A 15621-nucleotide genomic window follows, 5' to 3' on the forward strand; every position below is an offset into this window, starting at 1 on the left:
GCGCTGTGTTCAGGGTGCTACAGGCTGCCAGGTTTTATCAGGGCTATAGGCGGCTAGCGCACGGGCTTTCTGCTCTGAATCGCTGCCGAGATCGGACTGGTACACCTTGTCGTCCTGGTTTATCAAAAAGCTCATGACGCCCGTCTGGCCGTAGCTGACCGGCCAGGCCACCATCGCGAAACCGTTATTATCCGGCAGGATGCGGAAGCGATAGCCGTGATAGCCGGTACCCGGCTCTTTTGGGCTAAATGCCGGTCCGAGCGGACTGGGCGCTTCGCCGGGGGAGGCGGGCCAGTACAAACCGTCTTTTTTCCCCTTCGAGCTGACAATCTTCTGCGCGTATTTCTGGTTCATCGCAAAGTAGCTTTGCTGCGCATCAACATAGGCATGTAAGGCTTCAATGGCGGCGAGCTCGTTACGCCCAATTTCGCGGGTCAGGATTTCTTCAGCCCCTTCTTTGATATCGAACTGCCAGCCTGCAGTGGTTTTGATCACCGGGATGGGAAGCTGCCAGCCGCTGTCTCCGACAACCAGATGCGCCGTATCCCCTTCGATAACGGTCTTATGACGGACTTTCCAGTCGCGCAGGAAGCGATCGACGGCATCAGGATCAACGCCTTCAGGGGGCAGAAAATCGCGCCAGTTCTCTCCAAGCAGATTGCTCATCGCGCTCTCATTTTGCTCACTGATGGCGTTGGCCAGCGCATCGGTCGCCCGATCGGGCGTGCTGAAGGACTGCTGCGCCATCACCGGGGCCGAAAGCATGAACAACACCATTCCGCTGAGTAGTTTACTTTTCATGTCGGTTCCCTTAGCGATGTCGAATTTCACGGCGTTCAGCGCGTCCACCAGACGCCTGACGCTGCTGCTGGCGCGCAGCGAACTGTCTGCTTTGCGCACCGCGCTGCTGCTGCGCCTGCCAGTTCGCGGAGCGGCTGTCGTTGCCGCTCAGCGCATTGGCCCGGGGCTGGCTGTTTCGCTGCTGCAGAGTGCGTTGCTGCGCGGGCTGCGATACCCGTTTCTCTTGCCTCTGCGCGGTGGTCTGGCGATTTTCTCGCTGCTGCGTGGTGCTCCGCCTCGTCGTCTGCGGTTTGGTGTCGTAGCCACGGTAGTTATTGCGCTGGGAAATCTGCTTCAGCTGTTCACTTGAGGCCTGACGCTGAACATCTTTCGTGCCGGTGCGCGCCGTTTGGGGGAAGGTTTTACCCGTGGATTTCTCCATCTGGCTCAGCGCGGCCTGACGCTGGCTGTCCCGTTTAACCGGTTTTTGCTGCGTTGAACTGAGCCCTGTTGCCGTGCTGGTGGAGTGGAAGAGACTGTCGAGCTGGTTAGTCGGATAGGGCACGCCTTCCCGATAGGCCGGGTTGTGCTGCCAGGTGCGGTTGGCGTCCGTCAGACGCTGTCCGCTGATTTTATTGAAGTTCTCAACGTTGATATTGATGTTGTTATCACCGTTGCGGTTATAGCCTCCGTGATTATCCCAGTCACCGTCATGATGGTGGTCCCAGTCATCGTCGTCGTCCCAGTCGATGTTGCTGAAGATGGCATAGGTTGTGGCAACGCCCAGGCTGAAACCTAAGCCGTTAACGAAGCTGTTGCCAAACTGCTCTCCGGGCGTGGGCGGGAGATAGGTGGGAGGATACGCGGTGTTGGGCCAGGTCCCGTAAACCGTATTGGGGTTATAGGTGGGGACGTAAACGACCTGCGGATCGGCAGATTCAATTTTGATCACCGTTGGCGCAGACGTGGTTGTGGTTGTTGTCGTTGCCTCGGTGGTGCTGGTTTTAGCCGGAGCCGGTTTAGTCACGGTGGTGACCGTCTGCTGAGGCGTGGATTGTAACGCGCCTGTCTTCTGTGCCAGCGCGCGCAGGCGCTGAACGGAATCCATTACGTCTTTCGGCTGCGCGAGAAACGCATCGCCCAGATTTTGTACCCACGGCGGGTTTTCACCCATCAGGGACATAAGCTGAGGAAACGCGACCAGCGATTTCACGCTCGGATCCCAGGGCTGGCTGGCAACGGCCTGAATCGCGGCGTCTCCTTCCATTTTAGGGTTGTCTTTGGACCACTGCGCCGCCTGAATCACGTTGGCCGGATAGGTCGACGCCATCAAAATTTGCGACAGCAGGGCGTCAGGGTAGAGCGCAATTGGGGCAACCCACTGATCGATTTGTGCGGCTGTGTAGGTTGGCGCGACAGCAGGGGCGGGCTGCGCTGCGGCAGGCGCGTCCGATGCAGCCGGCTGTTGTGCGACGGGGGCTGTCGCAGCGGGTTCCGTTGCGCGGCTTTTGACAAACATGACGCCCGAGGCGGCAAACAGCCCGGCACTGCACAGAAGGACGAGCAGATGTGGCTTAAAGGGCAACTTCATAAAAGACTCCAACGAGACAAGCGCTGTGCCGTGAGGCGTTACGGTTGGCGTGAGTATTATTCACCCGCCTTTTACCGTTTTGACTTTTATTGGGAAGCGTCCGGTACGTCCGGATAAAGAGTGTGAGTATTTATTACACAATTATATCTGATGAAGGAAAACCTGAAGCGTCACGGTGCAGAAGAAACCGCAAATGATGGCCTAAATCCCCGCTACACCATGCTTAACGATTCAGCAAATTTTTTAATGTTGCTTTTTTGTAAACGGATTAACACTGTGCAGAAATCCTGCTATGCTGCCCGACGCGGTATCGGGCATTTACCCTACAAACTGCTGTCTCACAGGAGCGTGAAGAGAACGCCCGCCGCATATGACAATGAGAGCGAGGAGAACCGTCGTGCTAGAAGAATACCGTAAGCACGTAGCAGAACGTGCCGCCGAGGGAATTGTACCCAAACCTTTAGATGCAACCCAAATGGCCGCGCTCGTCGAGCTGCTGAAGAACCCGCCTAAGGGCGAAGAAGAATTCCTGTTAGATCTGTTGATCAACCGCGTACCGCCTGGCGTAGATGAAGCTGCCTACGTAAAAGCCGGATTCCTTGCTGCTATCGCCAAAGGCGAAGCCACCTCCCCACTGGTTACTCCTGAAAAAGCCATTGAACTGCTCGGCACCATGCAGGGTGGTTACAACATTCATCCGCTGATTGACGCGCTGGATAACGACAAGCTGGCACCGATTGCCGCTAAAGCGCTCTCGTCTACGCTGCTGATGTTCGATAACTTCTACGATGTGGAAGAAAAAGCCAAAGCGGGCAACGTCTATGCGAAACAGGTGATGCAGTCCTGGGCTGATGCCGAATGGTTCCTGAACCGTCCAGCGCTGGCTGAAAAAATCACCGTTACCGTCTTCAAAGTGACCGGTGAAACCAACACCGATGACCTCTCTCCGGCACCGGACGCGTGGTCTCGCCCGGATATCCCTCTGCACGCCCTGGCGATGCTGAAAAACGCCCGTGAAGGCATTGAGCCGGATCAGCCTGGCAGCGTTGGCCCGATCAAACAGATCGAAGCCCTGCAGAAAAAAGGGTTCCCGCTGGCCTACGTGGGTGACGTTGTGGGTACCGGTTCTTCCCGTAAGTCCGCGACCAACTCCGTGCTGTGGTTCATGGGCGACGATATTCCGCACGTGCCAAACAAGCGCGGCGGCGGTCTGTGCCTCGGCGGTAAAATTGCGCCAATCTTCTTCAACACCATGGAAGATGCGGGCGCACTGCCGATCGAAGTGGACGTCTCTAACCTGAACATGGGCGACGTGATTGACGTTTACCCGTACAAAGGTGAAGTGCGTAACCACGAAACCAACGAACTGCTGGCAAGCTTTGAGCTGAAAACCGACGTGCTGATCGACGAAGTGCGTGCCGGTGGTCGTATTCCGCTGATCATCGGCCGTGGCCTGACCACCAAAGCGCGTGAAGCGCTGGGTCTGCCGCACAGTGATGTATTCCGTCACGCGAAAGACGTGGCGGAAAGCAATCGCGGTTACTCTCTGGCACAGAAAATGGTCGGTCGCGCCTGCGGCGTCGCCGGCGTTCGTCCTGGCGCATACTGCGAGCCGAAGATGACCTCCGTAGGTTCTCAGGACACCACTGGCCCAATGACCCGCGACGAACTGAAAGACCTGGCGTGCCTGGGCTTCTCTTCCGATCTGGTGATGCAGTCCTTCTGCCACACTGCGGCGTATCCGAAGCCGGTTGACGTGACCACGCACCACACGCTGCCAGACTTCATCATGAACCGCGGCGGTGTTTCCCTGCGTCCGGGTGACGGCGTAATCCACTCCTGGCTGAACCGTATGCTGCTGCCGGATACCGTGGGTACCGGCGGTGACTCCCATACTCGTTTCCCAATCGGTATCTCCTTCCCGGCGGGTTCCGGTCTGGTGGCGTTTGCTGCGGCGACCGGCGTAATGCCGCTGGATATGCCGGAATCGGTGCTGGTGCGCTTCAAAGGTAAAATGCAGCCGGGTATCACCCTGCGCGACCTGGTTCACGCGATCCCGCTGTATGCGATTAAACAGGGTCTGCTGACCGTTGAGAAGAAAGGGAAGAAAAACATCTTCTCTGGCCGTATCCTGGAAATTGAAGGTCTGCCGGATCTGAAAGTAGAGCAGGCGTTCGAGCTGACCGATGCCTCCGCCGAGCGTTCAGCCGCGGGCTGTACCATCAAGCTGAACAAAGAGCCTATCATTGAGTACCTGAACTCTAACATCGTGCTGCTGAAGTGGATGATTGCAGAAGGCTACGGCGACCGTCGTACGCTGGAGCGTCGTATCCAGGGCATGGAAAAATGGCTGGCCGATCCGCAACTGCTGGAAGCCGATGCCGACGCAGAGTACGCGGCGGTGATCGACATCGATCTGGCGGATATCAAAGAGCCAATCCTGTGTGCACCGAACGATCCGGACGACGCGCGTCCGCTGTCTGAAGTTCAGGGCGAGAAGATCGACGAAGTGTTCATCGGTTCGTGCATGACCAACATTGGTCACTTCCGCGCAGCCGGTAAGCTGCTGGATACCCACAAAGGACAGCTGCCAACCCGTCTGTGGGTGGCTCCGCCGACCCGTATGGACGCGGCTCAGCTGACCGAAGAGGGATACTACAGCGTGTTTGGTAAGAGCGGTGCACGTATCGAAATTCCTGGCTGTTCCCTGTGTATGGGTAACCAGGCGCGCGTAGCCGACGGCGCGACCGTGGTCTCCACCTCGACCCGTAACTTCCCGAACCGTTTAGGTACCGGTGCGAACGTCTTCCTGGCTTCTGCTGAGCTGGCGGCGGTTGCGGCGCTGATTGGCAAACTGCCAACGCCGGAAGAGTACCAGACCTTCGTGGCTCAGGTGGATAAGACTGCGGTTGATACCTATCGCTACCTGAACTTCGACCAGCTCTCTCAGTACACCGAGAAGGCTGACGGGGTTATCTTCCAGACGGCAGTATAAACAGCAAAACCGTCTCCACGAGACGGTTTTTAGTGTTTGCACCCTCTCCTGTGGGAGAGGGACGGGGTGAGGGCATCAGGCCGCAGGGTCTTGCTCTCACCTTTTTATTTTCATTCCTCCCACCTCTCACGCTTTTTTTCTTCCTCGCTGCTGCGATAATTACCTTAATGGCTTTGCAGAGGAAAACACTATGGATTACGAATTTCTGCGCGACATCACCGGAGTGGTGAAAGTGCGTATGTCGATGGGCCACGAAGCCGTTGGACACTGGTTTAACGAAGAGGTGAAAGAAAACCTCGCACTTCTTGATGAGGTTGAACAGGCGGCAAATACGGTAAAAGGCAGTGAACGATCCTGGCAGCGCGCCGGGCACGAATACACGCTGTGGATGGATGGTGAAGAGGTCATGGTGCGTGCCAACCAGCTCGAGTTTTCAGGTGACGAGATGGAAGAGGGGATGAGCTACTATGACGAAGAGAGCCTGTCGATGTGCGGCGTAGAAGACTTCCTTCGGGTGGTGAACGCATACCGTGATTTCATGAAACAGAAATAACAGCCCGGAGCATCCCTGCTCCGGCTTGTTCTTACACGGCCGGAATATTGCGGCCGTAGTAAATCTCGCGCATCTCTTTCCAGAGCAGGTCAGTAATAGCCTTACGCTCTTCTTCGCTTAAATCTTCCGGCTTCGTGTGGAACATATAGTGCTTAAGGTCGAACTCCTTAAGTAACATCTTGGTATGGAAGATGTTTTCCTGATACACGTTCACGTCCATCATGTCGTACAGCGATTTCATGTCCTCGGACATAAAGTTCTGTATGGAGTTGATCTCGTGGTCAATGAAGTGCTTCATGCCGTTGACGTCACGAGTAAAACCGCGCACGCGATAATCAATCGTGACGATATCCGATTCCAGCTGGTGGATGAGATAGTTCAGCGCGTTCAGCGGGGAAATCACGCCGCAGGTCGACACTTCAATATCGGCGCGGAACGTACACAGCCCACCTTCCGGATGGCTCTCCGGGTAGGTATGGACGCAGATATGGCTTTTATCCAGGTGGGCAACAACCACTTCCGGCAGCGGGCCCGGATGTTCCGTTTTGTCGATAAGCTTCGGGTCAACCGGCTCTTCGCTGACCAGAATGGTCACGCTCGCGCCCTGGGGTTCATAATCCTGTCGGGCGATATTCAGGATATTTGCGCCGATAATGGAACAGGTTTCTGACAGGATCTCGGTCAGACGGTTGGCGTTGTAGAGTTCGTCGATATAGGCGATGTAACCATCGCGTTCTTCCGCTGTTTTGGCATAGCAGATATCGTAAATACAAAAACTCAGGCTTTTGGTCAGATTGTTAAAGCCATGCAGTTTAAGCTTTTTCAATTAGCTCACCCCCTTAGTGGATAATGCGTCTTGCAGGTACTGCGGCAGAGCAAACGCTGCGGTATGAATAGCCGGATTGTAGTATCGGCACTGAAGACCTGCCTGATGGAAGCGGGCCTGAATAATTTCGGTGGAGAGATGGCGTAATACGTCGTTATCCGTTGCCCAGGCAAAGGTCATGATCCCGCCGTAGTACGTCGGAATGGCCGCCTGATAGAAGCTGACATCCTCGAAATAGGTGCTGAGCTTGCGATGGCTGTCCAGCGCTTCATCCTGCTGAAGGAAGCAGACGCCATTTTGTGCGACGAAGATCCCGCCCGGGTTCAGGCAGCGCTTGCAGCCTTCGTAGAACGAGGAAGTGAACAGCGACGCGCCTGGGCCAATAGGGTCGGTGCAGTCGGAGATAATCACGTCAAAGGTCTGCGAGGTCTGGTTAACAAAGTTAACGCCGTCGTCAATCACCAGGCTAAAGCGCGGATCGTCATAGCTGCCGGCATTGTGGTTGGGCAGGTACTGGCGGCAGAAAGAGACGACGCCCGCATCGATTTCCACCATGGTGATGGTTTCAATGGAACGATGGCGGGACACTTCACGCAGCATTGCGCCGTCGCCGCCGCCAATAATCAGAACATGCTTCGCGTGACCGTGCGCCAGGAGCGGGACGTGGGTCATCATTTCATGATAAATAAACTCGTCGCGCTCGGTGGTTTGCACAACGCCGTCCAGCGCCATCACGCGGCCAAAGGCAGCATTCTCGAAGATGATCAGATCCTGGTGATCGGTTTTCTCATGATAGAGCACGTTATCAACGGCAAAGTACTGACCAAACTGGTCATGCAATGTTTCATGCCACAACGTGTGGTCGGCCATAGCGAACTCCTCCTGTGTAAACATCCGTTACGCTCGCAAAAAATGAGCGAAACATGATAGCTAACTCTAACCGTGGTTGCACGGCCAGAGGTTCAACAGGAGGCGTCGGGAAGGTTATTTAACGTAGGCGAGCAGGCTGAGTGAGTCGCGAGCCAGCGCTTTGCATTTTTTAGCAGTGGGAATGCCAATACCGCTTAAGTCACGGTAGCTGTCTTCGCCGAGCGCCTTCATGTCGAAGCTGTCGTAGTTGCTGAGATCCCACTGGTTCTGCTGGGCAAAAAAGACCAGCGCGCGGCGAATCTGCCCGTTGGGTAAATTCTGGTAGCCACAATCATTTTTCAGGAATACAAAAACCGCCGTTAAATCGGCCATATCTTCCGCTTCATTTTCACTTAGCGCATAGCTGTTCGCACACATTGCCATCAGGCTACCGAACAAAATTGTCCTGAAAAACGTCTTCATTGCTTCTACCACTTCTTCACGGAAAATTAACGTTAGCATACTTGATGCCAGTGCGACGATCTTTATTATTGCCGCTTTACTTGACCTTCCGGTAAGGGGAGGGTTTATGCTCAAAAGATCGCCTGCTGGAAATAAGGAAATGAACATGCAACGTCGTGATTTTTTAAAATATTCCGCTGTGCTGGGGGCTGCCAGCGCATTACCCCTCTGGAGCCGCGCGGTTTTCGCGGCTGACAGGCCTGCCTTACCCATCCCTGACCTGGTGACCGCTGACGCCCGCAGCCGTATCCAGCTTGTGGTTCAGGCAGGCAAAACAACATTCGGTGCGCACAACGCCACGACGTGGGGCTATAACGGCAATCTGCTCGGTCCGGCGCTTCAGCTGCGTAAAGGGAAAGCGGTGACGGTGGATATCCACAACACGCTCGCCGAAGAGACGACGCTGCACTGGCACGGGCTGGAAGTGCCGGGAGAGGTAGACGGCGGGCCGCAGGGCATCATCAAAGCGGGCGGCTCGCGCAGCGTCACCTTTACGCCCGACCAGCGCGCGGCGACCTGCTGGTTCCATCCGCATCAGCATGGTAAAACGGGCCATCAGGTGGCGATGGGGCTGGCGGGGCTGGTGCTGATTGAAGACGACGAAAGCCGCCTGCTGCGCCTGCCGAAGCAGTGGGGCATCGACGATGTGCCGGTGATTGTGCAGGACAAGAAATTCACCGCTGACGGGCAAATTGACTACCAGCTGGATGTGATGAGCGCGGCGGTAGGCTGGTTTGGCGACACGCTGCTGACCAACGGCGCCATTTATCCTCAGCACGCCGCACCGAAGGGCTGGCTGCGCCTGCGTCTGCTTAACGGCTGTAACGCGCGTTCCCTCAATTTTGCTACCAGCGATAAGCGTCCGCTGTACGTGGTCGCCAGCGACGGCGGGCTGCTGCCTGAGCCGGTGAGGGTCAACGAACTGCCGATGCTGATGGGCGAACGCTTTGAGGTGCTGGTGGACATCAGCGACGGCAAGGCGTTTGACCTCGTGACGCTGCCGGTTAGCCAGATGGGGATGGCGGTCGCGCCGTTTGACAAGCCGCATCCGGTGCTGCGTATCCAGCCTTTACTGGTGACCGCTTCCGGCACGCTCCCTGATACGTTAACCACTATGCCGGCACTTCCGTCGCTTGATGGGCTGACTCAACGCAAGCTGCAGCTCTCTATGAACCCGATGCTCGATATGATGGGGATGCAGGCGCTGATGGCGAAATATGGCGATAAGGCGATGGCGGGAATGCATCACGGGCAGATGATGGGCCATATGAATATGGACCATGGAAAAATGGGCGGCATGGGGAACATGAATCACGGCGACCATGGCTTTGATTTCCACAACGCCAACATGATCAACGGCAAAGCGTTCGACATGAACACGCCGATGTTTGCTGCGACAAAAGGGCAGCTTGAGCGCTGGGTGATTTCAGGTGAAGGGGACATGATGCTGCACCCGTTCCACATCCACGGCACGCAGTTCCGCATTCTCTCTGAGAACGGCAAAGCCCCGGACGCGCATCGCGCGGGCTGGAAGGATACGGTGAAGGTGGAAGGCGGCGTCAGCGAGGTGCTGGTGAAGTTTGACCACGATGCGCCGAAGGAGTTTGCCTACATGGCGCACTGCCATCTGCTGGAGCATGAAGATACGGGGATGATGCTGGGCTTTACCGTATAAAAAAAGCCGGGTGGCGGCTTCGCCTTACCCGGCCTACATAGCGTATCCATAGGCCCGGTAAGCGTAAGCGCCACCGGGCTTTTCAGTTATTTGTTTTCGTCAGGCAGTGCATACGCGACAATATAGTCGCCCATCTTCGTGCCAAACGAACCGTGACCGCCCGCAGAGATGACAACGTACTGCTTGCCATTCACTTCATAGGTCATCGGCGTGGCTTGTCCACCCGCTGGCAGACGGCCTTGCCACAGTTTTTCACCGTTGGTCATGTTGTACGCGCGCAGGTAGTTATCTGCGGTTGCCGCGATGAACAGCACGTTACCGGCGGTGGAGATTGGGCCACCCAGCATTGGCATACCCATATTGAACGGCACCGGAACCGGCATTGGGAACGGCATGCTGTCCTGTGGGGTACCAATACGTTTTTTCCATACGATCTGGTTAGTTTTCAGATCCAGACCGGAGATGTAACCCCAGGCAGGCTGTTTACACGGCAGACCGAACGGCGACAGGAACGGGTTCAGCGTCACGCCGAACGGTACGCCATACTGCGGCTGAATACCGGCTTCGGTACCGCTGCCTTTCGCGTCTTTCGGCTGCTCCATTGGGTTGCCCGGACCGCGTGGGATCAGACGGGAAACGAACGGCAGCGCCATTGGGTTGGCAATCGCGACCTGACGGTTAGGGTCAACGGAGATCCCACCCCACTCGAACATCCCCAGGTTACCCGGGAAGACCAGCGTGCCCTGCTCAGAAGGCGGCGTGAAGATGCCTTCATAGCGCAGCTGATGGAACATCACGCGGCACACCAGCTGGTCAAACATCGTGGCGCCCCACATGTCTGCCCCGCTGAGGTCTTTCTTCGGACGGAAGCTCAGATCGGAGAACGGCTGGGTTTTGCTGACGTAATCACCTTTCGCCGCACCCTGCGGAACCGGTTTTTCCGGTGCCGGCACAACCAGCTTGCCGTTGCTGCGATCCAGTACGAAGATGTTGCCGGTTTTCGCCGGAGCGTAAATCACCGGTACGGTTTTGCCGTTAACGGTAATGTCCGCCAGCGTCGGCTGGGACGGCATATCCATATCCCACAGATCGTGGTGAACGGTCTGATAGCTCCAGGCCAGCTTACCGGTGGTCGCGTTCAATGCCACGATAGCGCTGGCATAACGTTCCTGCTCCGGCGTGCGGTTACCGCCCCAGATATCTGGCGTAGTAACGCCCATCGGCAGGTAGACCAGATCCAGCTTCGCGTCATACGCTGCAGGTGCCCAGGAGTTTGGCGAGTTAAAGGTAAAGGTGTGCTCGTCCGACGGGATCGCATTCGGATCTTTCGCGCCCGGGTCGAAGGCCCACAGCAGTTTACCGGTATTCACGTCGAAACCACGGATAACGCCGGAGGTTTCACGCGTGGAGAAGTTATCCGTTACCGAACCGGCAATCACGATGGTTTTATCGGTGATGATTGGCGGCGAGGTTGGCTCGTACAGACCCGGCGTGGTGTCCGGCATATTGGTCTGCAGATTCAGGATACCTTTGTTGGCAAAGGTTTCACACAGCTTGCCCGTTTCGGCATTGATGGCGAACAGACGACCATCGTTGACCGGCAGCATGATGCGGCGCGGACAGTCGGCAACCACTTCCGGGCTCGCGTTATCGGCGCGCGCTTCGTGATAAGAGACGCCACGGCAGGTCACGTGCTGGAAGGACGGGTTGGAGTTCAGCTGCGGATCGAAGTGCCATTTCTCTTTACCGGTGGCCGCGTCGAGCGCGAACAGACGCTGGTGCGCCGTACACAGATAAAGCATATCGCCGACTTTAATTGGCGTCACTTCGTTGGTCAGTTCACCCGGATCGTTCGGCATCTTCAGGTCGCCGGTACGGAATACCCAGGCTTCTTTCAGGTTCTTAACGTTGTCCGCGTTGATCTGCTTCAGCGGAGAGTAACGCTGGCCTTCCTGGTTACGACCATAGGCAGGCCAGTCGCCGTCAGCGACCTGTGAGATCGCTGCCGCAGGCGTCGATTCTGCGTTCAGCGTACCGTTGATCTCCTGCGGGTCGTTAAAGCCGGCCCAGGTCAGGATACCCCCGCTGATCAGCAGCGCTACCACCAGCGCCGCAACGGCACCGCTGGACGGCACGATCAGGCGACGCCAGACGAACGGCAGGATCAGCCAGATACCGAAGAAGACCAGGATGTCACTGCGCGGCGTCAGCGCCCAGAAGTCAAAGCCGACTTCCCAGACGCCCCAGATCATGGTGGCAAGAAGGAGTGCGGCATACAGCCACAGTGCGGATTGGTTTCTACGCAACAGCAGGACGGTTACGGCAACCATCACCAGGCCCGCAATCGGGTAGTACCAGGAGCCGCCTAAAGCGACCAGCCAGACGCCACCGATTAACAGATACAGCGCGCAGAAGGCTGCGAACGCTGCTGTTAATGTCACCAGTAGACGCGGCTGTTTAGAGTTTGTTTCAGCCATAGAAAGTGTACTCGTCAGTTTTTGTTAATAATTTGCTAGCAACTAATTATAGGTATTAACAAGTGTGATCGGAATCACAATATTTGCTTTTTATAACTCATACGCCAGGCTTATCCATTTGCTGATATAATGAATGGCTTGTGTATCAGTGCTGGATATTAACTCATCCGTATTGAGAGATTTTCATTAAAATCATTTGGTTAGTAATATGAAACATACTGTTGAAGTGATGATCCCGGAAGCCGAGATCAAAGCGCGTATCGCCGAACTGGGTCGTCAAATCACCGAACATTACAAGGACAGCGGCAGCGAAATGGTGCTGGTCGGTCTGTTGCGTGGCTCTTTCATGTTCATGGCAGACCTTTGCCGTGAAGTGCATGTGCCCCACGAAGTCGATTTTATGACCGCCTCCAGCTACGGCAGCGGCATGTCCACGACCCGTGATGTGAAAATCCTGAAAGACCTGGATGAAGATATTCGTGGCAAAGATGTGCTGATCGTTGAGGATATCATCGACTCCGGCAACACGCTGTCAAAAGTGCGCGAGATCCTGAGCCTGCGTGAGCCAAAATCTCTGGCGATTTGCACTCTGCTGGATAAGCCTGACCGCCGTGAAGTTCAGGTGCCGGTAGAGTTCGTGGGTTTCTCAATTCCTGACGAATTCGTCGTCGGTTACGGCATTGACTACGCGCAGCGTTATCGCCATCTGCCGTATGTTGGGAAAGTGGTATTGCTGGACGAGTAATTGCGGGCTGATGCCCTCACCCCGGCCCTCTCCCGCAGGGAGAGGGAGAACATCCCCGGCTTTATTTATGATTCACATGCTTAAGCTGAAGGTTGGCAATCCCCGAACGGTAACGCTGCTCCAGCGTTTCGCGGTTGGTGGCGGTCACTTCCAGATTGCGCAGCAGACCGTCGTGAATTCCGTACGCCCAGCCGTGTATAGAGACCTTCTGCCCGCGTTTCCAGGCTGATTGCATGATCGTTGAGTGGCCCAGGTTATACACCTGCTCCATCACGTTGAGTTCGCAAAGGGTATCCATGCGACGCTCCTGCGGCATTTCACCCAGCAGTGAGCTATGTTTGAACCAGATATCGCGGATGTGCAGTAGCCAGTTATCAATGAGCCCCAGCTCCGTGTTTTCAACCGCCGCCTGCACGCCGCCGCAGCCGTAATGGCCGCAAATGATGATGTGCTCGACTTGCAGAACGTCAACGGCATACTGAACAACAGAAAGACAGTTGAGATCGGTGTGAATCACCAGATTGGCAACGTTGCGGTGAACGAACAGTTCGCCGGGCTCAAGGCCGGTCAGGCGCTCCGCCGGTACGCGGCTGTCGGAGCATCCAATCCAGAGAAAGCGTGGGTTTTGCGCCTGCGCGAGTTTTCCAAAAAATCCGGGGTCTTCCTCCACCAGCATTTTTGACCATAGTGCATTGTTGCTGATGAGTGTATCTATGTTGTTCATGGAGGTTAGCGACCTGTAACCGAGTAATTGCGTTGCGCTACTATAGGGTAACCCGACTTTTAATGAAACCACACAACGTGTGTCAGAACTAAAGGTAAGTTAATTTCATGGCAATTGCACTGGAGCTTGAGCAGCTTAAAAAAACCTATCCGGGCGGCGTCCAGGCGCTGCGCGGAATAGATCTAAAAGTAGAGGCCGGTGATTTTTACGCGCTTCTGGGGCCGAACGGCGCGGGGAAATCGACCACCATTGGGATTATCAGCTCGCTGGTCAATAAAACGTCCGGCCGGGTGAGCGTCTTTGGTTATGACCTGCAAAAAGATGTGGTGAACGCCAAGCGTCAGCTGGGTCTGGTGCCGCAGGAGTTCAACTTCAACCCGTTCGAGACGGTGCAGCAGATCGTCGTTAACCAGGCTGGCTATTACGGCGTCGAGCGTAAAGAAGCCCTTGAACGGAGCGAAAAATACCTCAAGCAGCTCGACCTGTGGGAAAAGCGTAACGAACGCGCCCGGATGCTATCCGGCGGGATGAAGCGCCGCCTGATGATTGCCCGCGCGCTGATGCACGAGCCAAAACTGCTGATTCTTGATGAGCCGACGGCGGGTGTCGATATTGAACTGCGCCGCTCCATGTGGGGCTTCCTGAAAGACCTCAACGACAAAGGCACAACCATTATTCTGACCACCCACTACCTTGAAGAGGCGGAAATGCTCTGCCGCAACATCGGCATCATCCAGCACGGTGAGCTGGTGGAGAACACCTCGATGAAGAATCTGCTCTCCAAGCTGAAATCAGAAACCTTCATCCTCGATCTGGCGGCTAAAAGCCCGCTGCCGAAGCTTGAAGGGTATCAGTATCGCCTCGTCGATACCTCGACGCTGGAGGTGGAAGTGCTGCGCGAGCAGGGGATTAACAGTGTGTTCTCGCAGCTGAGCGCGCAGGGGATTCAGGTCTTAAGTATGCGTAACAAAGCGAACCGACTGGAAGAGCTGTTTGTCTCTCTGGTACAGGACAAACAAGGAGACAAGGCATGACGCATCTTTACTGGGTCGCGCTGAAAAGCATCTGGGCGAAAGAGATTAACCGCTTTATGCGTATCTGGGTGCAAACCCTGGTGCCACCGGTCATCACGATGACGCTCTATTTCATCATCTTCGGTAACCTGATTGGTTCCCGGATTGGTGAAATGCACGGCTTTACCTATATGCAGTTTATCGTGCCGGGTCTGATAATGATGGCGGTGATTACTAACGCCTACGCCAACGTGGCGTCGTCATTCTTCAGTGCTAAGTTCCAGCGCAATATTGAAGAGCTGCTGGTTGCGCCTGTGCCGACGCACGTCATTATCGCGGGCTATGTTGGCGGCGGCGTAGCGCGCGGGCTGTGCGTGGGGATCCTGGTCACGGCGATTTCGCTGTTCTTCGTGCCGTTCCAGGTCCACTCGTGGCTGTTCGTCGCGCTGACGCTGCTCCTGACAGCAATCCTCTTCTCGCTGGCCGGACTACTGAACGCTGTGTTCGCTAAGACGTTTGACGATATCAGCCTGATCCCGACCTTCGTGCTGACGCCGCTGACCTATCTCGGCGGGGTGTTCTACTCCCTGACGCTGCTGCCACCGTTCTGGCAGGCGCTGTCGCACCTGAACCCGATTGTCTACATGATCAGCGGTTTTCGCTTTGGCTTCCTCGGCATTACCGATGTGCCGCTGTTTACCACGGTAGCGGTGCTGGTGGTGTTCATCATCGCCTTCTACCTGCTCTGCTGGTATCTGATCCAGCGCGGACGCGGTCTGCGCAGCTAATCTTTTGCCCGGCGACGTTTAGTTTGCCGGGCACTTTCTTTGACAGTTATCACCGAAAGCTAACCTTCACTTCGCTAAACTAC

The 15621-nt window shown here is 55.8% G+C and carries 13 protein-coding genes; 6 read left to right on the forward strand and 7 right to left on the reverse strand.

The genetic code is table 11. From position 1 onward, the window contains the following. Nucleotides 1-9 precede the first annotated feature (9 nt). Entirely contained in the window at nt 10-801 is a 792-nt protein-coding gene (locus FOY93_RS03780; protein WP_045401139.1) for a DUF2950 family protein, read from the reverse strand. Between the two features lie 10 nt (nt 802-811). Then, the gene (locus FOY93_RS03785; RefSeq protein WP_143344653.1) at nt 812-2371 is read right to left on the reverse strand and encodes a DUF3300 domain-containing protein; all 1560 of its coding nucleotides are present in this window, start codon (nt 2369-2371) and stop codon (nt 812-814) included. A gap of 397 nt (nt 2372-2768) precedes the next feature. On the opposite strand from FOY93_RS03785, the gene acnB reads away from it, so the two are divergent. After that, on the forward strand, nt 2769-5366 hold the full coding sequence (acnB, locus tag FOY93_RS03790) for a bifunctional aconitate hydratase 2/2-methylisocitrate dehydratase (protein WP_032645211.1): 2598 nt from the start codon (nt 2769-2771) through the stop codon (nt 5364-5366). A gap of 190 nt (nt 5367-5556) precedes the next feature. Continuing rightward, complete coding sequence (gene yacL / locus FOY93_RS03795) at nt 5557-5919, forward strand: protein YacL (protein ID WP_143344654.1); 363 nt, start codon at nt 5557-5559, stop codon at nt 5917-5919. A 31-nt stretch (nt 5920-5950) separates the two neighbouring features. On the opposite strand, the gene speD is transcribed toward yacL, so the two are convergent. From speD to FOY93_RS03810, 3 genes are all read right to left on the reverse strand, one after another. Continuing rightward, on the reverse strand, nt 5951-6745 hold the full coding sequence (gene speD, locus FOY93_RS03800; RefSeq protein WP_008501953.1) for an adenosylmethionine decarboxylase: 795 nt from the start codon (nt 6743-6745) through the stop codon (nt 5951-5953). After that, nucleotides 6746-7615, reverse strand: a complete 870-nt coding sequence (gene speE / locus FOY93_RS03805; RefSeq protein WP_039265690.1) for a polyamine aminopropyltransferase — start codon at nt 7613-7615, stop codon at nt 6746-6748. A 114-nt stretch (nt 7616-7729) separates the two neighbouring features. Next, nucleotides 7730-8077, reverse strand: coding sequence for a YacC family pilotin-like protein (locus FOY93_RS03810; RefSeq protein ID WP_014882582.1), 348 nt, complete (start codon nt 8075-8077; stop codon nt 7730-7732). Nucleotides 8078-8222: 145 nt separating this feature from the next. On the opposite strand from FOY93_RS03810, the gene cueO reads away from it, so the two are divergent. Further along, the gene (gene cueO, locus FOY93_RS03815) at nt 8223-9791 is read left to right on the forward strand and encodes a multicopper oxidase CueO (protein WP_136195605.1); all 1569 of its coding nucleotides are present in this window, start codon (nt 8223-8225) and stop codon (nt 9789-9791) included. A gap of 86 nt (nt 9792-9877) precedes the next feature. On the opposite strand, the gene FOY93_RS03820 is transcribed toward cueO, so the two are convergent. Beyond that, entirely contained in the window at nt 9878-12268 is a 2391-nt protein-coding gene (locus FOY93_RS03820; protein ID WP_133293794.1) for a glucose/quinate/shikimate family membrane-bound PQQ-dependent dehydrogenase, read from the reverse strand. Between the two features lie 208 nt (nt 12269-12476). Here FOY93_RS03820 and hpt point away from each other — a divergent pair, with 208 nt between their 5' ends. Continuing rightward, nucleotides 12477-13013 (forward strand): hypoxanthine phosphoribosyltransferase, encoded by a 537-nt coding sequence (gene hpt / locus FOY93_RS03825; protein ID WP_008501948.1) that lies wholly within the window; start codon nt 12477-12479, stop codon nt 13011-13013. A gap of 61 nt (nt 13014-13074) precedes the next feature. On the opposite strand, the gene can is transcribed toward hpt, so the two are convergent. After that, the gene (gene can, locus FOY93_RS03830) at nt 13075-13737 is read right to left on the reverse strand and encodes a carbonate dehydratase (RefSeq protein ID WP_008501947.1); all 663 of its coding nucleotides are present in this window, start codon (nt 13735-13737) and stop codon (nt 13075-13077) included. Nucleotides 13738-13844: 107 nt separating this feature from the next. On the opposite strand from can, the gene FOY93_RS03835 reads away from it, so the two are divergent. Both FOY93_RS03835 and FOY93_RS03840 read left to right on the forward strand, forming a co-directional pair. Then, on the forward strand, nt 13845-14771 hold the full coding sequence (locus FOY93_RS03835; RefSeq protein ID WP_008501946.1) for an ABC transporter ATP-binding protein: 927 nt from the start codon (nt 13845-13847) through the stop codon (nt 14769-14771). Continuing rightward, the gene (locus FOY93_RS03840) at nt 14768-15538 is read left to right on the forward strand and encodes an ABC transporter permease (RefSeq protein WP_023334536.1); all 771 of its coding nucleotides are present in this window, start codon (nt 14768-14770) and stop codon (nt 15536-15538) included. The genes FOY93_RS03835 and FOY93_RS03840 overlap by 4 nt, the downstream gene beginning before the upstream one ends. Nucleotides 15539-15621: the final 83 nt, after the last annotated feature.

Origin of the sequence: Enterobacter sp. 18A13 (assembly GCF_007035975.1) — a bacterium.
Lineage (GTDB): Bacteria > Pseudomonadota > Gammaproteobacteria > Enterobacterales > Enterobacteriaceae > Enterobacter > Enterobacter vonholyi.